Genomic DNA, 21,027 nt, shown 5'->3' with positions numbered 1-21,027 from the left:
CACTCACGTGGCTTGGCGGAGATTTGACCGCGAAACGGCACTCCCGCGGTGGTTTCCGCGCCGGGCCACCCGCGCGGCCGCTCCTTTCCTGCAGGATGGGGGCGGGGCATCCCCGGCCCCGTCCCGTACGACCGGCGCCCGGTTCGCGCCACTGGAGGACGTCATGGACCCGAGCACCTCGGCCGAGCTCGCCACCGTCGCGGTGGAGGCCGCCCGCACCGCCGGGGAGCGGCTGCGCGAGGTGTTCAGATCGCGCCCCGCCGTCGAGACCAAGAGCGATTTCCACGACCCGGTGACCGAGCACGACCGCGCGTCCGAGGAGACCATCAGGGAGATCATCGAGAGCCGCGTCCCGGGCAGCACGGTCATCGGCGAGGAGGGCGGCAGCGCCGGTTCGGGGGAGATCCGCTGGTACGTCGACCCGATCGACGGGACCGCGAACTTCGCCGTGGGACTGCCGTTCTTCTGCGTGTCGATCGCCGCCGCCGTCGGCGACGAGGTGGTCGCGGGCGTGGTCTACGACCCGGTGCGCGACGACGAGTTCCGGGCCGATCTCGGCGGGTCCTGGTGCAACGGGGAGCGGCTGCGCAGCGCCGGGGCCACGCGCGACCGCGAGGCGGTGCTGCTGACCAGCTACCCCACCCCCCGTGAGGTGACCGCGGGCGGGGACGGGACGCTGCGCCGGTTCGGCAGGATGGTGACGTCCTTCGCCTCCACCCGCCGTCCCGGCAGCACCGCGCTCAAGCTGGCACATGTCGCGGGAGGGTGGGCGGACGTCGCCTACGGCAGTAGGGTCAGTCCGTGGGACGTGGCGGCGGGCTCGCTGCTGATCCGTCAGGCCGGGGGCGCCTTCGTCCCGCTGGACGGGTCGATCTTCGAGCCCGGCGGTTACATCGCCCACGTCGGGGGGTTCGATCTGGCGGGGTCGGTCATGAACGACCTGGTCCTGAACGGCCGCCAGGTCTGAGCGCGCGTGAGAGGGGGCCGGGGGACCGGTCCCGACGAGGTCGTTCACCACATCCGTGACCGCATTACCAATTGATCCTGTAGGAAATACAGGTAAGGTGGTCGTGTCGCCGTACGAAGGAGCCGCCATGAGCCTTGAGCCGGGGGCCGAGAGCCCGCTGGCCACCGCCGTCGAGGCCGCGCGCTGGATCCGGGCGGCGGCCGTGGAGGACGGGCGGGGCCGGCACTGGCGGGCCAACCCCGATCCGCACGGCCGGGCCGCGATGCCCGACCACCCGCTCTCCCTGTACTCGGGGGCCGCCGGGATCGTGCTGTTCTTCCTGGAGCTCGCCGCCGCCACCGGTGACGACGACTACCTCGACGACGCCCGGGCCGGCGCCCGCTACCTCATGGCCACCTGGCGCGACCAGGCCGACCTCTCCCTCCACCAGGGCCTGGCCGGGGTGATGTTCGTCCTGTCCGAGGCCGGATGGGCCACCGGCGAGCAGGAGTTCGAGGTCGAGGCCGGCGCGATCGCCGACCGCATCGTGCGCAGCGCCCGTCCCGTCGACGGCGGCCTGGGCTGGACCGGCGACCCCGCCCAGCGGGGCGACGGCGGCACCATCCTCGGCCTGCTGCACGCCGCGGGCATCCTGGGGGTGCCCGCCTACCAGGAGGTCGCGGTCGAGGCCGGGAACCGCATCGCCGCGCTCGTCGTCCCCGGGCACCGTTTCGGCGAGGAGGCCTGCGCCGACCTGCCGCTGGACGCGGTCACCCCGGGGTTCCTGTCCGGCACGGCCGGCACCGCGTTCCTCCTCGCCCGCCTGTACGGGGTGACCGGGGAGAGCCGTTTCCTGGACGCGGCCCGCAGGGGGGCCGACTTCGTCCGGGCGGTCAGCACCGTGACCGAGCGGTGCGCGCTGGTGCCGCACCACATCCCGCAGGGGCGGGAACTGCACTACCTGGGCTTCTGCTCCGGATCCGCCGGCGTCGCCCGGATGTTCTACGAACTGCACCGCGTCTCCGGCGACGCCGGGGATCTCGACTGGACCGAGCGGCTGGCCAGGGGGATCGTCCGCAGCGGCGCCCCGCCCGTGCAGAGCGGCGGCTACTGGAACTCGGCCTGCCAGTGCTGCGGCACCGCCGGCCTGGTGGAGCTGTTCGTCGGGCTGTGGGCGGCGACCGGCGAGCAACGGCACCTGGAGTACGCCCGCACCCTGGGGGAGGACCTGACCGCGCGGGCCACCCGCCACGACGGCCGGGGGTCGCGCTGGTACCAGGCCTACCGCAGGCTGCGGCCGGGAGAGGTGACCGCCGACACCGGGTACATGGTCGGCGCCGCCGGTGTCGGGGCCGCGCTCCTGCACCTGGACGCCACCGCGCACCCGGCGGAGGCGCGGCGGCTCGTCCTGCCGCCGGACAACCCCTTCCCGGCCATCCCGCTGCCGAGCTCGACGCTCCGCCGGTCCTGAGCGTCTCACCGGTCCCCGGGCGCGCCGTGACGATCCTGAAAACGCCTCACCGGTCCTGCGGGACGTCCTCACCGGTCCTGCGGGCGCCTCCCCGGTCCCGGGGGCGCCCCGCCGGTCGTATCCTGCCGGTCATACCGGCCGGGGAGGAACGGCAGGTCGGCGCGGCGCGTGCCGGAAGCTTCGGACGATATGCCCTTTGGCTGTCAAGGGGTGACAAAGCTCGTGATGATGATTGGTGATTCTCCGTGAGTGCTGCCCAGAGCCTGCCTAGTCTCGGTCCCGTGACAATCCAGGATTTCCTTCCCGACCCCGACCGTTCCGTCGTCGCGATCGAGCCCGCCCAGGCCGGCGCGGGACACTGGGCCGGTGCCCCGAGCGCGGTGTGGAGCGACGGGACGACCTACCTCGCCTACCGGCTGCGCCGCCCCGTCGGCGAGGGCCGCGGCTACGCGGTCGCGATCGCCCGTTCCGCCGACGGCGAGCGCTTCGAGACCCTGCTGACCATCGGCAGGGAGGAGATGGACACCGAGTCGCTGGAGCGGCCCACGCTGGTCCGCACCCCCGAGGGCCGGTGGCGGCTCTACCTCAGCTGTGCCACCTACGACACCAAGCACTGGAGGGTCGAGGTGCTGGAGGCCGACGACCCGTCGGGCTTCCGCGCGTCGCAGCGGCGGGTCGTGCTGCCCGGTGACCCCAAGACCGGCGTGAAGGACCCGGTGATCGTGGTCCGGGACGGCGTCTGGCACCTGTGGGCCTCCTGTCACCCGCTGGACCAGGCCGACGAGGCCGACCAGATGGTGACCGACTACGCCACCAGCGCCGACGGCATCGAGTGGACCTGGCAGGGCACCGCGCTCAGCGGCCGTCCCGGCACCTGGGACGCCCGGGGCGCGCGGGTGGCGGCGGTCCGTTTCACGGACGGGCAGGTGGTGGCCTTCTACGACGGCCGTGCCACCGCCGCGGAGAACTACGAGGAGAGGACCGGGGTCGCGATCGGCACCGATCCCGCCGAGCTGACCCCGGTCGGCACCGAGCCCGTGGCGGTCTCGCCCCACGCGGGCGGCGGCCTGCGCTACCTGGAGATCGTGGACCTGCCCGGTGGCGGGCGGCGGCTCTACTACGAGTACACCCGCGCGGACGGGGCCCACGACCTCCGCACCGAACTTCGCTGACCACGGCTCCGGGTGCGACGGCGCACCCGGAGTCCCCCGATCGCTCCCGCCGTGTCCGGGGCCGGGAACGGCCACCGCGCCCGCGGCGAGCCCGCAGCGCGGGGGTTAGGGCTGGGGGCGGCCGTTGCGCGCCTGACGCTGCCCGTTGGGGCGGGTGCCCACCAGGCCGCCCGAGCGCTCGCGGGGGCGGAGCCAGTCGCTGAAGTCCTCACCGGTCACCCGCTGGAGCAGCGCCACGTCCTCGGTGAAGTAGGTGATGAGCCTCTCCCGCTGGTCCCAGGTCAGCGGCTGGCGAGGGCGGGCCCGCTCCTGCAGCCTGCGCTCCAGCGGGTCGGTCAGCGCCACGCTCGCCCGGGGAGGCAGGAACCGTCCCATCGCCGCCCCCACCCGCAGCGCCCGCGACAGCAGCCGGTGTCCCCGGGTCGGTTCGGGGTGGGCGGTCACGTTCTCCCGGGGCACCTCGGTCACCACTCCGCTCTCCACCCCGAGGAAGCGGCAGATCCGGTCGAGGGTGTCGACCGGGCGGTCGACCAGGTCGCGGTAGCGGTAGACGAGCACCTGCTCGCGGGGGAAGAGCGTGTACAGGTGCTCCAGCTGCTCGCCGTACCTGCCGAGTCCGAGGTAGTGCCAGAACGGCGCCCAGCCGGCCCTGACCCGTCGCTCCTCCTCGGCGCAGGCCCTCAGCACGTCCCCGATGGGCTCGAGCCCGGCCGACCACAGGTGCGTCCAGTTGGAGTGCGCGCGCTCCACCGGGTCGCGCAGCACCACGATGAGCCTGGCGTCGGGAACGGTCTCCCTGATCCGCCGCTGGGCGGCCCGGTCGTAGAGGTAGAACGGGGTGGACTCGCCGGTGAGCGTTCCCGGCGGGGCCGCGTCGAACAGCGCCTCGTAGTCCTCGCGCCGCCAGACGTGCTCGCGGTAGGTCTGCGCGTCCCCGGGGCCTCCCTTGGTCGGGGGCGGGCCGTCACTGAGGAAGAACTTCGGCTCCTTCACCGGGGACATGAACAACTGCGGGTGCCGGGCCAGGGCGGAGTGCAGCGCGGTGGTCCCGGACTTAGGGGCACCGATGGTGAGGAAGTTCGGCAGGGGCATGTTATTACCCTTAATCCCTACTGTCATTATTGGTAAATATAGCCCCTTCTCGGACGAAGGCAAGTGCCCGGCCGAGGGGTCGTGACGGCCCGGGAGAAGTTCCCGGGGGCCGCGACCTCGGTCGCCGGTCCTCGTCCCCGCGTCTCGTCCTCGGGCGGCGGGGGCCGCCGGTGCGGGTGCCGTCCGGCGGGCGCCGGTTCCCTTCCGGGTGTTCGTCGATCATGTAGAGGTCTCGTGCTCCCGTGACCAGGCAGGATATCCAGGCCGTGTTACCGGTTTGTTACGCGTCGTCCCCGTTCGCGGTTCTCGTGCCATGCCGTACCGGTGGGTTCCCGTTCGCGATCCTCGTGCCGTTCCATGGTGCGGGGATTCCGCTGCCGTTCCGTGGTGCCGGACCGCTCCCGCCGGGTCTGTGCCGCGGTGCCGTCACACCGCACCGATCTCCGTACCGCCCGGCCCGAGACGGTGTACCCGCCCCCCCGCCGATACGAACATGACGGGCGGCTTTTACACGCTCCGCATCCTCGGAAACGGTCCTTCGAGGGGCGAGGGACACCCCGCGCCGTGTGTCAGGCCTTCCGGGGCGCGGGCGCCCTCACCCGGCGTCCTCGAGCAGGACGGTCTTGGCCTCGATCGGCTTCTTCAGGTACCCGTGCGCGACCATCAGGTCCGCGACCCGCTGCAGCCGGGTCTCACCGAGCCGGACGGGGAAGGCCCCGAGGGTGATGACCGCCGCGGTCGCGGCGTCGATCTTCGTGTACGTCGGCAGGATCTCCTCGACCGCCCTGCGGTCGGAGGTGGCGACCTGCTGGGCCTTGCCCATCGCCCGCTGGAAGGCGGCGACGGTCCCGGGATTGTCCCTGGCGAACCGCTCGGTGACGGCCACGCCGGCGACGGGGAGATCCGCGGTGGAACCGGCCATCGTGTCGGCGAGTTTCTGGGCGCCGGTGCTCCTCTGCGCGATGGTCAGGTGCGGTTCGGTCATCCAGGCGGCGTCGACGACACCCTCGGCCAGCTTGTCCTTCATCTCGGGGAAGGGGCATTCCAGGAAGGTGACGTCGCCCTCCTTCAGGCCGTTCGCCGTGAGCACCGAGGTCACCGCCAGCGTGCCGATGCTCTTTCGGCTGTTGACCGCGATTCTCTTGCCCTTGAGGTCGGCGGGTTCCTTGATCGAGGAATCCTCGGACACCATGATGTTGAAGGAGTTCGGGGTCGCCTGGTAGAGGTCTGCGACGATCTTCAGTTTCTCGCCCGCGGCGACGGACAGGAAGGTCGAGACGTAGTTCGTCTGGGTGGCGTCCAGCGCGCCCGAGAGCAGGGCCTGCTGCGCCTGGGCCCCTCCGACCACCGACTCGATGGTGACGTCGAGCCCCTCCTCCTTGAAGTAGCCCCTGTGCTCGGCGATGTAGAGCGAGGCCGAGTCGGGGATGGGCAGCGCGCCGACCGTGATGGCGGTCCTCTCCAGGCCCCCCTCACCCCCGGCGGCGGTCCCGGTCCCCTCCTCGTCGCCACAGGCGCTCAGCGTCAGGACCAGGGCGATTCCCGCGACGACGGCCCGGCTCGCACGTGTGAACCGCATGGGTCTCCTCAGTTGCATGTAACCGCCATGGCCGGACCTCTTGTGAAGCGCGTCCGGCGACGTCGGGCGGCACCGAGGTGGTTCCGGGAGGCGTACCGGTCAGGGGGACGCCGACCGCGGATCAGAATAGCGGAGAAGATCAGCGAAAACGCGAACGATGCCCCTTTCGTAATGAGTCGTACAACGGCCGTCCGGAGCTCGCGGATCGTATTACGCGATCATCCGCCGGCCGCGTCGAATGACGGCGGGAAAGCCGTCGCGCGCCTTTTCCGGTCCGCCCCGGGGGCCGGACGGCTCACGGCACCGCTCAGGGGGCCAGCCGGGTGAGCTGGCCGGCGTGGGCCTTGGCGGTGGCCGCGGCGAACGTCCTGGTGGCCGGGTCGGCCCCGGACGCCCCCTCGCCCTTCGCCACCAGCACGGACTGGGTGAGGTACTCCCGCGCGTTCCCGGTGAAGAGCCGGTCGAAGGCGGCGCCGTCCGCGCGCTCCAGGGCGGCGAAGTCGGCGGGGGTCGTCATGCCGGGCATGTCGTGTCCCTCGTGCTCGCGGCTCTGCGGCACCCCGGCCCGGCGCAGCAGGTCGCGCAGCCCCCGCAGCGTCGCCCGGCGGGCCGGTACGACCTCGGCGGCGAACCGCGTGATCGCCGGGTCGGAGGTCTTGCGCGGGGCCAGTTCCAGCAGGCGTACCGACTGCTCGGTCATCGGGATCATCAGCTGCAGCCAGGCGAGGTCGGTGGCGTTGAAGGAGGCGGGCGGGGTGGCGGCCCCGCCGGACGGCGCACCGGAGGGCGCCGGGGAGGTCTGGGGGGAGGTCACGGCGACGGCCGGTCCCGACCGGTGGTGACCGGCGGCCGAATGGGGCGCCGGTTCGGCGGCGACGCAGCGCCCGACCAGCAGCACGGTGAGCACCGCGAGCACCGGGACACCGACGACGGACGCTCTCATGTCGCTCCCTTCGCCCGGGCCGTACCGGAGGGGGCCCGGGGTGGGACGGGGCCCGGGGCGGGGCCCGCCCGTCGTTCGGATGGGGGTGGGGATGAGACAGACGTACGGTGCCGCATGCCCCGCCGTCAACCGGTCATGTCAACCGATCACGACAGTCCGGTCAATGCGGGCCGAACCAGCCCTTTTTCGTGGTTGTTTGTGGCTGTCTGTGAGCTTGTGTAGGCTTCTGTGATCTTTAATGGCCTCCTGGGGGGATCGAGGCGTCGTGTTCCGGGCCGGGCGGTGCCCCCGCGGGCCGGTGACGTCCGGTGCGGGAGCGGCCGGCCGCGCCGGGTGAGGGTGTCTATCGCCGTGCGCCTTCCTGTCGTCACACCCGGCGGGAGGCGCCGGGCGCTTTCCGCTCCTGTACCGGAGACCGGGGGCCCGGAGGGCGACAACGAAAAAACGGAGATCGCACAGAAAAAGAAAGACACCGGATTCCTGTTGCCCGCCCCGCCCTCCGGCGGTCTCCGTTGAGGGTGCCGGTCTCCGCGCAGGGGCCGGGGCGCGTGAGGGGCGGCTCACGGGTCTCCCGGTATGGGAGATATGGAGAGAATCGTCCGAGTTCGGGGCGGGCCGCCGAGGCGCGCCACCGGCGGACGACGGGTGACGGCGGACGACGGCGGACGACGGATGGCGGCGGGCCACGGGTGACGGAGACGGCGGCGGACGAGGGATGACGAACGGGAACGGAGGCGAGGGCGTGATGCCGGAGACCGGCAGGGACGGACCCGACACGGCGATGGTGAGCGCGGCGCGCGCCGGGGACCGGCGGGCGCTGGACGCCCTGGTCGCCGGTTCCCTCCCGCTCGTCTACAACATCGTCGGGCGGGCGCTGAACGGCCACGGCGACGTCGACGACGTGGTCCAGGAGACGCTGCTGCGGGTGGTGCGGTCCCTGCCCGGGCTGCGGGACGCGGGGGCGTACCGGTCCTGGCTGGTGGCCATCGCGGTGCGCCAGGTACGCGACCACGAGCAGCACCGCAGGGCCGCGCAGCACCGCACGGCCGACCTGGAGTCCGCCGAGGAACTGCCCGACCCGGCCTCGGACTTCGCCGCCGTGACCATCCTGCGGCTCGGCCTCACCGACCAGCGCCGCGAGGTGGCCGAGGCCACCCGCTGGCTCGACGGCGACGACCAGACGCTGCTCGCGCTGTGGTGGCTGGAGGAGACCGGCGAGCTCGGCCGCGCGGAGCTCGCCGGGGCACTGGGCCTGTCCGGCCGGCACGCCGCCGTGCGCGTCCAGCGGATGAAGGAACAGGTGCAGGCCGCCCGGAGCATCGTGCGGGCCCTGCGCGCCGACTCCGGGTGCGCCGGGCTGCGCGCCCTGGCGTCGAACTGGAACGGGGTGCCCAGCCCGCTGTGGCGCAAGCGCCTCTCCCGGCACATCCGCGACTGCGACCTGTGCCAGGGGCGCACCGCGGGCCTGCTGCCCATCGACCGCCTGCTCGCGGGGCTGCCGCTGCTGCCGCTGCCGGTCGGCTTCGCCCTGCACCACCTCCAGGCCCTCCCCCCGGCCGCCGAGGCGGTGGCGCACGCCGCCTCCTGGGGCGCCTCGCCCGCCGCGCACGCCTCCCCGTCGAGCGCCGCCGCGCACGCCTCCCCGCCGGGCACCGCCGCGCACGCCGCCTCGCCGAGCACGGGCGCGCACGCCGTGGAGTCCACCGGCCGGCACGGCCTGGCGTCCCAGCTCCCGGCGGGTCCCGCCGTGCTCGGCGGGGCGGCGGCCGTCGTCGTCGCGGCCCTGCTGGTGGTCGGCTACCTGGTCGCCCCCGATCCGGCGCCCCCGCGGCCGGGGCCGGTGCGGGCGCAACCGGTCCGCACGGCCATCTCGACCGCAGCGGCCACGTCGGCTCCACCGGCGTCCCCGACTCCCTCGGCGCGGACAACGGCACGCGCCACGCCCCGGCCGTCCACCGGGCGGAGCCGGAGCGCCCGGCCGTCCTCGCCGCCCGCCCGGGTGACCTCCGCCAGGAAGGGCGTCGGCGTGTGGAAGATGCCCGGCCTCGGCTCGGCGCTCGCCGCCTCCGGCGCCGGCTGGTACTACAACTGGTCCGCCCGGCCCGAGGGCGGCACCGGTCGCGGCGCCGGCGGGTTCGTCCCGATGATCTGGGGATCCGGCAGCGTCACCCCCGAGAACCTCGCCCAGGCCAGGAGGGCGGGCCCGTACCTGCTGGCCTTCAACGAGCCCGACCTGCCCGCGCAGGCGAACATGACCGTGGAGCGGGCACTCTCGCTCTGGCCGCAACTCATGTCCGCGGGGCGGGTGCTCGGCAGCCCCTCCGTGGCGTTCGGCGCCGACACCCCCGGCGGCTGGCTGGACCGCTTCATGTCCGGCGCCGCCGAGCGGGGCTACCGGGTCGACTTCATCGCCCTGCACTGGTACGGCGCCGACTTCCGCACCGAGGCCGCGGTCGGGCAGCTCAGGTCGTACATCCAGGCGGTGTACAGGCGCTACCGCAAGCCGATCTGGCTCACCGAGTACGCGCTGATCGACTTCTCGAACGGGACCCGCTACGCCGACGACGCCCGGCAGGCCGCGTTCGTCACCGCCTCCACCAGGATGCTGGCCACCCTGCCGTACGTGCGGCGCTACGCCTGGTTCGGGCTGCCGTCCTCGGAGACCGAGCCGGGCAGCGGGCTGTTCCGCGCGGACGGGACGGCGACCCGGGCGGGCCGCGCCTTCCAGGCGGCCCGCTGACCACCCACCGTCAGGCCGTTCGACCCTCCGGCCGGCGTGGAGGGACCCGGTCCGGCCGGTGGCGTTCGGCCCGCGCGGGGGGAGCCGGCCCCGCCGGTAGCCTGGCCGGGTGCCCGAACCGTACCTGACCCCGCGCGGGACCGTGGAACACGAGATCGAGATCAAGCGGTCCCGTTTCCTGTGCGCGGTCGGCCCGGCCCCCTCCGAGGAGGCGGCCAGGGAGTTCGTCGCCGGGCGCAGGCGGCTGTACGGCGACGCCACCCACAACTGCTCGGCGTACGTGATCGGCGGCGACCGGGGCGTCCAGCGGGCCGACGACGACGGCGAGCCGGGCGGCACCGCCGGGACCCCGATGCTGGAGACCCTGCTGCGCCGGGGCGTGGCCGACGCGGTGGCGGTGGTGACCCGCTACTTCGGCGGGGTGAAGCTCGGCGCGGGCGGCCTGGTGCGCGCCTACGGCTCCTCGGTCGGCAAGACGCTGGACGTGACGCCGCTGGTCGAGATGGTGCCCGCCCGGGTGATGACCGTGACCGTGGACCACGTCCGGGCCGGACGGCTGGAGAACGACCTGCACGCCTCCCCGTACGAGATCAGGGAGGTCGTCTACGGCGCCGAGGTGGGGTTCCGCGTCGCCGTGCGCGATCGGGACCTTCCGGTCTTTCCCGGCTGGATCGCCACCCTGACGGCCGGGCGGGCCGGGGTCGAACCGGGCGAGGCGGTCCATCTCGCGTCCTGAGTTCGCCTCGCGTTCCCCTGAGCCCGTCTCGCGTCCTCTTGGGGCCGCGTCGTGTCCTCCTGGGCCCGCCTGGCGTTCTTTCGAGTCCGCCGCGTCCTTTCGGGTCCGTCTCGCGTTCTTCCGGGAGGGGGGGACACCTGCGGAAGACGCCTCCGGCGCGTCGTCAATGTGGGATAGGTCACACTCGACGGGGAGAGGTGGTGCGGATCGGCGGGTGAATTCCCCCGCTCCCGGTGGCCGGAGAGGGCGATGGACCCTTGCGCCACTCCCGGAGAGATCATCCGAAAATGCTCTGACGTGCGGAAACACGGAAAAGTGCCGGGGGTGACGGGCCCGGCGGCGCGGGGTGCGGTTTTCCGCAGCCGGTGGTCTGCGGTGCGCGCCAGGCCGATCCGGGAGCGCTCCTCATCCACGCCGCACCCCGGCTCTCCGTAGCCTTGTCCCCATGAGTTCACCGAATCCCGACGGGATCGCCGGCTGGGCGATCAGCCTTATGGAAACCCTGGGCGCGCCGGGGGCGGGTCTGGCCATCGCGCTCGAGAACCTGTTCCCGCCCCTGCCGAGCGAGGTGATCCTGCCACTGGCCGGATTCACCGCGAGCAAGGGGAACATGGGGCTGGTCGACGCCGTGCTCTGGACGACCATGGGGTCGGTGATCGGCGCGCTGGCGCTGTACGCGCTCGGGGCGCTGCTGGGACGCAGCCGCGTGGTGGCCATCGCCTCCAAGCTGCCGCTGATCAACGTCGCGGACATCGAGAGGACCGAGGCGTGGTTCGCCCGGCACGGCAAGAAGACCGTCTTCTTCGGGCGGATGATCCCGATCTTCCGCAGCCTCATCTCGATCCCGGCCGGGGTCGAGCGGATGCCGATCACGATCTTCACCCTCCTGACCACGGCGGGCAGCCTCATCTGGAACACGGCCTTCGTGATGGCCGGCTTCCTGCTCGGTGAGCAGTGGGAGCTGGTCGAGCGGTACATGGGCGTCGTCTCGAAGGCGGTGCTGGGCATCGTGATCCTGGCCGTCGTGGTCTTCGTGGTGGTCAGGCTCTCCGACCGCCGCAAGGGCAGGCACCACGCCTGACCGGGGGAGCCGTCGTCGTCCACGGTCGTCGCCTCGGCGTGGCCTGGGCGAACACCCGATACGGGACGAGCCCGGGCCGATCACACCGGCCCGGGCTCGTCCCGTGCCGGGCCCCCGCGGGGCGTTCCCACGGGGGCCCGGGTACTCGCGGGTCAGGTGACGGTGACCACCGCCCTGGCGGTGACCGTCGTGCCGGTCACCCGGCCGTCGACCGTGAAGGTGCCCGGCGCGGCGTAGGAGGCGGGGTCCACCGCGTCCCACGTCACCGCCACCGAGCTGTCCTTCGAACCGTCGTTGAAGGTGGCCGTCACGGTCGCGGGCAGCGCGGGGAGCGTGTCGGCGAGGGTGGGCACGTGCACCGGCCGGACGCCGTCCGGCGGCACCGCGTACACCTTCCACTTCAGCAACTGCTTGTACCGCTCGGCGGTGATGTGCGGCGAGGCGTACTCGCGCAGCGCCTTGGAGAACAGCGAGAAGTTCCGGGTCGAGTTGATCTGGGAGAAGTTGTTCGACCCGGTTTGCCCGCCGCGGCGGCCTCGGCCTTGTCCTTCTGGTTGGCCGTGTAGACGGGGAAGATCGGGTACTCCGCGGGGTCGGCCCACAGGCGCAGTGCCTCGCGGTACTTCGGGTCGCCGGCCGGGACCAGGCCGGTGCTGAACGGGATGTAGTTGTTGGACTCCTTCCACGGGATCAGGGTGCCGGTCTGCAGGTCGCGGTGCTTGAAGACCCTGGCGTCGGCGTCCCACATGGTCAGGACGGCGTCCCGGACCCTGTCGGCGACGCCGCGCATCTCGGCCGCCTTGGCGCCGTCGCCGATCAGCTCGTACGCCTGCGCCGCCGCGCGGGCGTTGGCGTAGACGTAGGAGCCCTCCAGCCGCTCGTTGGCCCGGTCGTAGTAGTGGAAGGAGACCGCGTCGGCGTCGTTGCCGGGGATGTCGGCGTCGAGGAAGTTGAACCTCGCCGGGGGAAGCCGCGGGGTCGGCGCCGGGGCGGGAGAGCATGCGGTCGATCCAGTAGGAGTCCCCGCCCTTCTCCTTCCGGTAGATCTCCGCGAGCATGTCGCGGCCGTCGTAGGCGACGGGCTCGCCGGGGACCGGGTCGGCGCCGGTGAACACCGGCATGCCGAGGTCGTCCGGGATCGCGGCGGCGGGTGGCGCCGCCGCGAGCAGGCCGGAGGTCAGCGCCACCACCGTTAACCAGGACAGGTGCGTACGCACGGGTTCCTCCCTTGCTCGGTGCCACCGTCGCCACCGCGTGCCGTCGCGCCGGCGGTCCGTCCGGGACGGTCCGTCCGGTCCCCGCCCGATCGCGGACTCCTCCGGAGTACCCGAAAACTAAAAGGTTTTCGGAAGGTAGAAGACAACTCCACCCGCTGTTAACGGAGGTTGTGGACACTCTCGCCGGAGAGTGGTAAAAACGATTTCGAGAAAAGGTGAAGGACGGGTGCCCGGACTTCACCGGCGCGTTCTCCTCGCCGGCCGGGACGCCGGTCGCCGTGACCTCGAAGGCGTCCCGCGGACGGGGTGACGCGCCGATCGCGCCCCGGGACGGGGGTGCCCCCTCGTACCGGATGAACGTTTCACGGAGTTTCACCGCGACGGCGGGTGCCGGGCTCGGCCGATCTTGACAGCGGTGGTGACATCGCGAAAACTCGGGCACCACTTCGGCCGGTCCACGGGCCGTACGGCTCCGCGAAGGGGCTGTGAACGTCGGCAAGAAGCGAACGACCGCTTGAGATCTCCCTCGATGTCCGATGACGGACAACCCCCCAGGAGGGTCCGCACGATGAAAAAACGGTTGATCATCGCCATGAGCGCGCTGATCTCACTCGTCCTCACCCCGCTGACGGCGGCCCCACCGGCGGCGGCCTCCGTCTCCACCTCCGCGTCCGCGTCCGTCTCCGCCTCGGGGGCGGAGGCGTCGGCGGCGTCGGCGCTGGCCAAGACGGTCTGGATCCCCAGCCGCTGGGTGAGCACCGGAGAGGTGCCGTGGGTCTCCTCCCGGACGAAGGAGTCGGCCAACTTCATCCTGCTGTGGGGTGACCGCTCCGGCACCGACCCCAGGAGCGCGCCCTCGCAGTACCGCTTCGACCCCGACAACGTGCTCTCCCAGCTGGAGAACCTGTACTCCTTCTACGTGAACACGATGAGGTTCACGCCGGAGACCGGCCTGCTCGCCCAGCACAAGATCATCGTCATCATCACCCGTACCTGGTCCAACGCGCCGCTGGACGCCTGGGCCACCGGCGGCTCGACCGACAACAGGGTCGGCGTCATCAACGTCGCGCCCGGCGCGGCGGCGCCCGGCTCGTGGGGGCTGGCGCACGAGCTGGCCCACGTCTTCCAGAACTACACCTTCCTCGGCAGGTCCGGGGCCGGGTTCACCCACCCGGGCTCGGGCACGTTCTGGGAGGCCAGCGCCGAGTTCATGGCCATGCAGGTCTACCCCAAAATGGCCGCCGGCGACCTGACCCGGTTCATCCGCACCGAGAACCTCGCCTACAGCAGCAGCCGTCACCACTACGGCGCCTGGATGCTCCTGCAGTACATCAAGGAGCGCGACGGCCTGGCCATGTTCAACCGGATCTGGAACGAGGCCCGCAGCGACGAGCACCCGCTGGAGGTCTACCGGCGCATCAGCGGCATCACCCAGGCCGAGCTGAACCGCCGCATGGGGGAGTACGCCCAGCGCAACGTCACCTGGGACTACGCCAACCGCGCCGACATCATGCCGTTCATCAACGGCCTGTATCCCTTCATCACCGCCTACAACGGCGTCCCGGTGGAGAAGGTCTCCCAGCACTACCGCATCTCGGACGCGCTGGCCCCCTCGGACTACGGCTACAACAAGATCAAGCTCGTCCCCGGCAGTGACGGCGCGCTGATCCGGCTGCGGTTCAGGGGCCACGTCAACGCGGCCGCGCAGTCGGGCTGGTCGTACGGGTTCGTCGCGGTGCGGAACGGAACCCCCCGGTACGGCCCGATCCACAGCTCCTCCGACGGGGAGGTGACCTTCCAGACCCAGGCCGGCGAGAGGGACGTCTACCTGGTGGTCACCGGGGCCCCCGGGACCGTGCACAAGTACCCCTTCCTCGACGGCTACCCCCGCAACTACCGCTACCCGTACGAGTTCCGCCTCCAGGGCGCGACCCCCTCCGGCCACGAGCCCGGCTACGTCCGCCCGGCCGCGCCGGGCAACGGCCGCTGGCACTCCAACGGCGGCGGCTGGGTCGACAACCGGGCCAACGTCCCCGCGAGCGCCTACGTCGGCCCGCGTGCCGCCGTCTACGGCAACAGCACGGTGTCGGCCAACGCCCGCATCGAGGACCTGGCCTGGGTGAACGGCGGCGCGACCGTCACCGGCAACGCGGTCGTCAAGAACAACGCCCTGGTCCAGGGCGGTGCGAACCTGAGCGGTTCGGTGGTCGTGGGCGGTGACGCCGAGCCCGCGATCGCGTGCGGCTCGGGCACGTACCTGATGTTCAACCCCGACCGGGGCTGCGACGGAAGGGCCGGGGAGACGGACGTCAACCCGCCCCACCCCGTCTTCACCGACGCCGACCTGTCCTTCGGCGGCGGCAACCCCGACCCCGACCCCGACCCGACGCCGGTGAACCTGGCGCGGACGGCGGGAGCCACCGCCTCCTACACCTCCCCCTGGGAGAGCGTGGCCGCGGTCAACGACGGCATCGACCCGCCGAGCTCGAACGACACGGCCAACCCCCGCTGGGGCACCTGGCCGAACACCGGCGAGCAGTGGGCAGAGCTGACCTGGCCGTCGGCGCAGACCCTGACGTCGGCCCAGGTGTACTTCTTCGACGACAACGGAGGCGTGCGCCTGCCCGCCTCCTGGAAGCTCCAGAGGTGGACCGGCAGCGCCTACGCCGACATCGCCACCACCTACCCGACCGCCGCGAACGGCTACAACACCGCGACCTTCGCCCAGATCGGCACCACCAGACTGCGCGTCGTGCTGCAGAGCGGGCAGGGTTCGGTCGGGCTGCTGGAGGTCAGGGCCTTCGGATGACCGGAATCTGACCATCCACCGCACGGGCGCGGAGGGGCACCGGCCGTCACCACGGCCCGCCTCCTCCGTGCCCGTACGGCACCCGGCCTCCGCCCCCGCGCGGCGGCCGGCTTTCGCGTTCACCGACCCAACGGCAGGCCGCGGCCCGGTAGGGGGCCGGTCGCGCCGGCCCCGAGCCCGCGCGAATCCGTGCCGTCCGCACCACGGCCACGTGAGCGATTCCCCCTCGCGGGGTTGTCCGAAACCACCGGTGCCCGATGCCGGGGCCTTCCGGAATGCGAACGTGTCGTCAAGGCGTAAAGGCGGCCGCGTCATCCCGGCAAAGGCGAGCGCCGAAAATTCGATAATTTCGGAGCGGCCATTCCACGACGGAAAGGGTAGGTGAGCCGAATGGTCGCCGATGACGACGCGGGGAGCCCGCCGAAACTGGCGGTGATCGCCCGCGAGGCGGGCGTGTCCGTCGGTACGGTCTCCAAGGTGCTCAACGGCAGGCCCGACGTCTCGTCCCGCACCCGCCGGGCCGTCGCCGAGGTGCTGGAGCGGCAGGGCTACCCGCGGCAGCGGCTCAAGCCGCGCCGGGGGAGCATGGTCGACGTGGTCCTGCAGGGGCTGGGCTCGCCGTACGCGCTGGCGATCCTCCAGGGGATCGAGGAGGCGGCGTGGCGGCTGGGCGTGGACCTGGTGGTGTCGACCGTCGTGGGGCGCACCAAGAACGGGCAGCCCCCACCGGCCTGGTTCGACCGCATCAGGGCACGTGACACGGCCGGGGTGCTGCTGGTGCGGACGATCCCGACCACCGCGCAGCAGGCGTGGTTCACCGACCACGAGGTCCCCCTCGTCGTCGTCGACCCCCGTCGCAAACCCCCGCCCGGCCTGCGCGTCGTCACCTCCGCGAACCAGGCGGGCGCCCGCGCCGCGGTCGAGCATCTCATCACCCTCGGGCACCAGCGGATCGCCGTCGTCACGGGGCGTCCCGGCGTGCCGTGCGCCGCCGAGAGGCTGGCCGGCTACCGCCAGGCGATGGCCGCGGCGGGCCTGCCGGCCGATCCGCGCTGGAGGGTCTGCGGCCGGTTCAAGGGAGAGGAGTCCTTCCAGGTCACCCGGTCGATGCTCACCTCCCGCCCGGTCCTCCCGACCGCGGTCTTCGCCTGCTCGGACGACATGGCGGGCGGGGTCATCCGGGCGATCGGCGACCTCGGCCTGCGCGTGCCGGACGACATCAGCGTCGTCGGCTTCGACGACTCCGTGATCGCCGAGGGGTTCGCGCCCCCGCTGACGACCGTCCGGCAGCCGTGGGTCGAGCTCGGGGCGGCCGCGCTGACCATGCTGCTCTCCGACGACGAGGTCAGGGGACACGTCCTGCCGACGACGCTGGTCCTGCGCGGCAGCACCGCGCCCCCCGGGGCGTCGGCGCCGGGTGATGTGCCCGCCCCGGTCTGACCCGTGTCGCCGCGCGTGAGGTCCCCGCCCTCCGCGGAATTCCCGGGAGTGGTATTACGCGAGACGCCCCTGCGGTCGTGCCCGCCCTTTCCGTAAATGAACCATGAAACGGGAAAGTGCTTACTTTCATACGTCACGACAAGGCGAACTGGGAATTTAGTTTGTACCATTGACAAACTTATTGCCGTTATCTATGGTACGGGCAGTCGTTGACCGTATCTCGGAGATTCGGTCATATCCAACCGCCGAAAACGTCCCGTACGGGCTCGGCGGACAGGTGCCGACCGTGCCGGCCTCGATCGGCCGCCGCCCTCCCCGGGCGCGGGACCGTCGTCGCCGGGGCGCGCCGGCGTCCTGCGCGGCCGCCTCGCCGGCCACGAGGAGCACCTCCCACCGAACCTCGAGAATGAGAATCAGATGGACGCGAACCCAGCACACACCCGCCGCCGGCGTTCCGCGGTGCGGCTGGTGGGTCTTCCCGCCGCCTCGGCGCTGGTGGCCGCGACCGCCCTGGTGGCGGTGGCGTGGCCCTCCCAGGCCGCGGCGGCGCCGGTCGACGGCGGTGTGTACACGCTCGCCTCGGGCTCCAGCGGCAAGTGCGTGAACGTGGCCGGAGCCTCGGCCGACAACGGCGCGCTGCTGGTGCAGGTCGCGTGCGACACCGCGTCCGGCTCGCAGCGGTTCACCACCGTCGCGCGGGGCGGTGCGTTCAATCTTGTCAACGCGAACAGCGGCCGGTGCGTGGACGTTCCCAGTTCCTCGACCGTGCCGGGCACGCAGCTTCAGCAGTGGGGGTGCGGGGACGGCTCCAAGCTCCCGCAGCAGTGGACGATCTCGGCCTCGGCGGCCGCGTCCGGCAAGTACCTGATCAAGAGCGCCGCCACCGGCCTGTGCGTGGCCAACAGGGACGGCTCCACCGCGGGCAACAACCCCGTCGTCCAGGAGACCTGCTCCGACGTCGCGCGGATGCAGTGGAACCTCACCCAGGTCTCCGGGCCCACCGCGAGCCCGTCGCCCACGCCGAGCTCGCCCACCGGCCGGGTCTGGTCGAACAACGCCGACGGGTTCGCCGCCACCGGCGGCAGCGGCGTGGCGACCACCACCGGCGGCGCCGCCGGACCCACGGTCACCGTCACCACCTACGCCGACCTGGTCAGGTACGCCACCGCGAGCACGCCCTACGTCATCAGGGTCAACGGCGCCGTCACGGCCACCCCGTACGGCAACGAGCTCAGGGTCGCCTCGAACAAGACCATCGTCGGCGTCGGCACCGGGGGCCACATCGTCAACGGAGGCTTCTTCCTCGGCGCCGGGGTGAACAACGTCATCATCCGCAACCTGACGATCCGCGACACCCGCATGGCGTCCGACGACCCGGACGACAAGGAGTTCGACTACGACGGCATCCAGATGGACACCGCCCACCACATCTGGATCGACCACAACACCATCACCCGCATGAACGACGGCCTGATCGACAGCCGCAAGGACACCAGCCACCTGACCGTGAGCTGGAACGTCCTGTCGGAGAACAACAAGGCCTTCGGCATCGGCTGGACCGACAACGTCACCGCGCGGATGACGATCCACCACAACTGGATCCACCACACCAACCAGCGCAACCCCAGCACCGACAACGTGGCCTACGCCCACCTGTACAACAACCACCTGCAGAACGTCACCTCGTACGGCAACTACGCGCGCGGCGCCACCAAGATGGTGATCGAGAACAGCTACTACGACACCGTCAAGGACCCCTACTACCCCGACGCCGGCGCGCAGCTCCGCCAGAGCGGCAGCATCGTGGTCAACTCCACCGGCAACCGGACCACCAGGGGCTCGGCGTTCGACCCGCGGTCGTTCTACTCCTACACCCTGGACCCGGCCGCCCAGGTACCCGCCCTCCTGCGCACCTACGCGGGACCCCAGGCGAACATCGGTCTGTGACCGGGTGCCCCGGGCCGGCAAGAGGAGGGCTCGGCCGGCCCGGGCCGCCCCATCGGACCCTCACCCGCGGACCCGGCTGATCCCGCGGCCTCCAGGAACCCGTCATCCCCTCTCGTCCGGACCTCCACGCGGTCTCGTGACCGGCCGGAACCCGCCCCCCACCCCCGGAAAGGACGCGTCATGCGTCAGGCAGTACCCCCTCCGCGCCGCGCACCCAGAGCCAGGCTCGCCGGTGCGATCGCAGCCGCTCTCGCGGCGCCCGTCGCGCTCGTCGCCCTCACCGCGGGGCCGGGCATGGCCGCGGCGGCGCCGGTCGACGGCGGTGTGTACACGCTCGCCTCGGGCTCCAGCGGCAAGTGCGTGAACGTGGCCGGAGCCTCGGCCGACAACGGCGCGCTGCTGGTGCAGGTGGCCTGTGACACCGCGTCCGGCTCGCAGCGGTTCACCACCGTCGCGCGGGGGAGCGCCTTCAACCTGGTCAACGTCGGCAGCGGCCGGTGCGTGGACGTGCCGAACTCCTCGACCGTCTCGGGCACCCAGCTCCAGCAGTGGGGGTGCGGGGACGGCACCAAGCTCCCGCAGCAGTGGGCGATCTCGGCCTCCTCGGCCGTGTCCGGCAAGTACCTGATCAAGAGCGTCGTCTCCGGGTTGTGCGTGGCCAACAAGGACGGTTCCACGGCGGGCAACAACCCGATCGTCGAGGAGACCTGCTCCGACGTCGCGCGGATGCAGTGGAACCTCACCCAGGTCTCCGGCCCCACGAACCCGTCGCCGACGCCGAGCACGGGGACCCCGACCGTGGCCGCCGACGGAACCGGCCGCTACCGGACCGTGCAGGCCGCGATCGACGCGGTGCCGTCGAACAACACGAGCCGGGTCGTCATCACGATCAAGCCGGGCACCTACCGGGAGATCGTCACCGTCGACAAGCCGTACGTGACCCTCCAGGGGCTGGGCTCCTCGCCGTCCGGCACGCTCATCGTCAACAACCGGTCGGCGTACACCAGCGGCACCTCGGGCAGCTTCACCGCCCGGGTCTCGGCCCGCGACGTCACCGCCACCAACCTGACCTTCTCCAACGACCTGGACGAGAACTCCGTCCCGAGCGGCGCGCAGGCCGTGGCGCTGCGGCTGGACGGCGACCGCACCACCCTGACGAACGTCCGCGTGCTCGGCGACCAGGACACCCTGCTGGTCAACGACTCGGCCCGCGCGTACGTCAGGAACTCCTACGTCGAGGGCACCGTCGACTTCGTCTTCGGCGGCGGCACCATCGTCTTCCACGGCTGCGACATCCACGAGAAGCGCAGCACCGGCGGCCCCATCACCGCGGCCAGCACCCCGGCGAACAAGACGTACGGCTACCTGTTCTACAGGTCGCGCATCACCGGCGCCGCCAACGGCAACACCTCGCTGGGACGGCCGTGGCGGCCCGACGCGCAGGTGCTGTACCGCGAGTCGACGCTGAGCGCGACGATCGCGAACGCGCAGCCCTGGACGAACATGTCGAGCAACGTCTGGCAGAACGCCCGTTTCAAGGAGTACCGCAACACCGGCTCCGGCGCGACCGTCAACTCCAACCGGCCGCAGCTGAGCGACTCCCAGGCCGCGAACCACACACCGCAGAAGTACCTGGCCGGATCCGACGGCTGGAACCCCGTCGGCTGACCCGCCGGTGACGCGGCTCCACCCCCCGACTCCCCGGGAGCGAGAGAACACAACCAGCCGCCGCACCCGAGCGTCCTCATCGGCAACGGCATGTGACACGCGTGGCGGGGGGGCCCCCGGCGGGCGGCGCCCCCGGGGCCCCCCCCCCCACCCCCCCACCCCCCCCCCCCGCCCCACCCAGGGGGG

General features: G+C 72.1%; 15 protein-coding genes. 10 read left to right on the top strand and 5 right to left on the bottom strand.

The window, feature by feature from the left end; all coding sequences use genetic code 11:
• Positions 1 to 163 precede the first annotated feature (163 nt).
• The 3 genes from ACLQ2R_RS35105 to ACLQ2R_RS35095 all read left to right on the top strand — a co-directional run bounded on the left by ACLQ2R_RS35105 (position 164) and on the right by ACLQ2R_RS35095 (position 3,589).
• On the top strand, positions 164 to 967 hold the full coding sequence (locus ACLQ2R_RS35105) for an inositol monophosphatase family protein (protein ID WP_425965727.1): 804 nt from the start codon (positions 164 to 166) through the stop codon (positions 965 to 967).
• A 127-nt stretch (positions 968 to 1,094) separates the two neighbouring features.
• Positions 1,095 to 2,417 (top strand): lanthionine synthetase LanC family protein, encoded by a 1,323-nt coding sequence (locus tag ACLQ2R_RS35100; RefSeq protein WP_425965726.1) that lies wholly within the window; start codon positions 1,095 to 1,097, stop codon positions 2,415 to 2,417.
• Positions 2,418 to 2,698: 281 nt separating this feature from the next.
• Entirely contained in the window at positions 2,699 to 3,589 is an 891-nt protein-coding gene (locus ACLQ2R_RS35095) for a hypothetical protein (protein ID WP_425965725.1), read from the top strand.
• A gap of 105 nt (positions 3,590 to 3,694) precedes the next feature.
• Here ACLQ2R_RS35095 and ACLQ2R_RS35090 read toward each other — a convergent pair whose 3' ends face one another.
• The 3 genes from ACLQ2R_RS35090 to ACLQ2R_RS35080 form a co-directional block, all read right to left on the bottom strand.
• Positions 3,695 to 4,681, bottom strand: a complete 987-nt coding sequence (locus ACLQ2R_RS35090; RefSeq protein WP_425965724.1) for a sulfotransferase family protein — start codon at positions 4,679 to 4,681, stop codon at positions 3,695 to 3,697.
• A gap of 595 nt (positions 4,682 to 5,276) precedes the next feature.
• Positions 5,277 to 6,260: an ABC transporter substrate-binding protein gene (locus ACLQ2R_RS35085; RefSeq protein ID WP_425965723.1), complete on the bottom strand. Its 984-nt coding sequence runs from the start codon at positions 6,258 to 6,260 to the stop codon at positions 5,277 to 5,279.
• Positions 6,261 to 6,567: 307 nt separating this feature from the next.
• The gene (locus tag ACLQ2R_RS35080) at positions 6,568 to 7,203 is read right to left on the bottom strand and encodes a DUF305 domain-containing protein (RefSeq protein WP_425965722.1); all 636 of its coding nucleotides are present in this window, start codon (positions 7,201 to 7,203) and stop codon (positions 6,568 to 6,570) included.
• A 715-nt stretch (positions 7,204 to 7,918) separates the two neighbouring features.
• Between ACLQ2R_RS35080 and ACLQ2R_RS35075 the strand changes: the two genes are divergently transcribed.
• From ACLQ2R_RS35075 to ACLQ2R_RS35065, 3 genes are all read left to right on the top strand, one after another.
• The gene (locus ACLQ2R_RS35075; RefSeq protein WP_425965721.1) at positions 7,919 to 9,943 is read left to right on the top strand and encodes a sigma-70 family RNA polymerase sigma factor; all 2,025 of its coding nucleotides are present in this window, start codon (positions 7,919 to 7,921) and stop codon (positions 9,941 to 9,943) included.
• A gap of 109 nt (positions 9,944 to 10,052) precedes the next feature.
• Positions 10,053 to 10,679, top strand: a complete 627-nt coding sequence (locus tag ACLQ2R_RS35070) for an IMPACT family protein (RefSeq protein ID WP_425965720.1) — start codon at positions 10,053 to 10,055, stop codon at positions 10,677 to 10,679.
• 445 nt (positions 10,680 to 11,124) lie between these two features.
• Positions 11,125 to 11,760: a DedA family protein gene (locus ACLQ2R_RS35065; RefSeq protein ID WP_425965719.1), complete on the top strand. Its 636-nt coding sequence runs from the start codon at positions 11,125 to 11,127 to the stop codon at positions 11,758 to 11,760.
• 152 nt (positions 11,761 to 11,912) lie between these two features.
• Here the strand turns inward: ACLQ2R_RS35065 and ACLQ2R_RS35060 are convergent, their stop codons facing one another.
• Positions 11,913 to 12,167: an Ig-like domain-containing protein gene (locus ACLQ2R_RS35060; protein WP_425965718.1), complete on the bottom strand. Its 255-nt coding sequence runs from the start codon at positions 12,165 to 12,167 to the stop codon at positions 11,913 to 11,915.
• Positions 12,161 to 12,634, bottom strand: coding sequence for an MGH1-like glycoside hydrolase domain-containing protein (locus tag ACLQ2R_RS35055; protein WP_425965777.1), 474 nt, complete (start codon positions 12,632 to 12,634; stop codon positions 12,161 to 12,163). Before ACLQ2R_RS35055 ends, ACLQ2R_RS35060 begins: the two co-directional genes overlap by 7 nt.
• Positions 12,635 to 13,545: 911 nt before the next feature.
• Between ACLQ2R_RS35055 and ACLQ2R_RS35050 the strand changes: the two genes are divergently transcribed.
• From ACLQ2R_RS35050 to ACLQ2R_RS35035, 4 genes are all read left to right on the top strand, one after another.
• A complete protein-coding gene (locus tag ACLQ2R_RS35050; protein WP_425965717.1) occupies positions 13,546 to 15,786 on the top strand; it encodes a DUF6055 domain-containing protein in 2,241 nt (746 codons plus the stop codon).
• Positions 15,787 to 16,176: 390 nt separating this feature from the next.
• Complete coding sequence (locus tag ACLQ2R_RS35045) at positions 16,177 to 17,226, top strand: LacI family DNA-binding transcriptional regulator (RefSeq protein WP_425965716.1); 1,050 nt, start codon at positions 16,177 to 16,179, stop codon at positions 17,224 to 17,226.
• Between the two features lie 417 nt (positions 17,227 to 17,643).
• The gene (locus tag ACLQ2R_RS35040) at positions 17,644 to 19,173 is read left to right on the top strand and encodes an RICIN domain-containing protein (RefSeq protein WP_425965715.1); all 1,530 of its coding nucleotides are present in this window, start codon (positions 17,644 to 17,646) and stop codon (positions 19,171 to 19,173) included.
• A 180-nt stretch (positions 19,174 to 19,353) separates the two neighbouring features.
• Positions 19,354 to 20,841, top strand: a complete 1,488-nt coding sequence (locus ACLQ2R_RS35035; RefSeq protein ID WP_425965714.1) for a pectinesterase family protein — start codon at positions 19,354 to 19,356, stop codon at positions 20,839 to 20,841.
• The last annotated feature ends 186 nt before the right edge of the window (positions 20,842 to 21,027 follow it).

This window comes from Streptosporangium sp. DT93 (assembly GCF_049844535.1).
Taxonomy (GTDB): Bacteria; Actinomycetota; Actinomycetes; order Streptosporangiales; family Streptosporangiaceae; genus Streptosporangium.
Note: the sequence above shows the minus strand (reverse complement) of the source record. Positions and strands in the feature narration are given on the sequence as shown.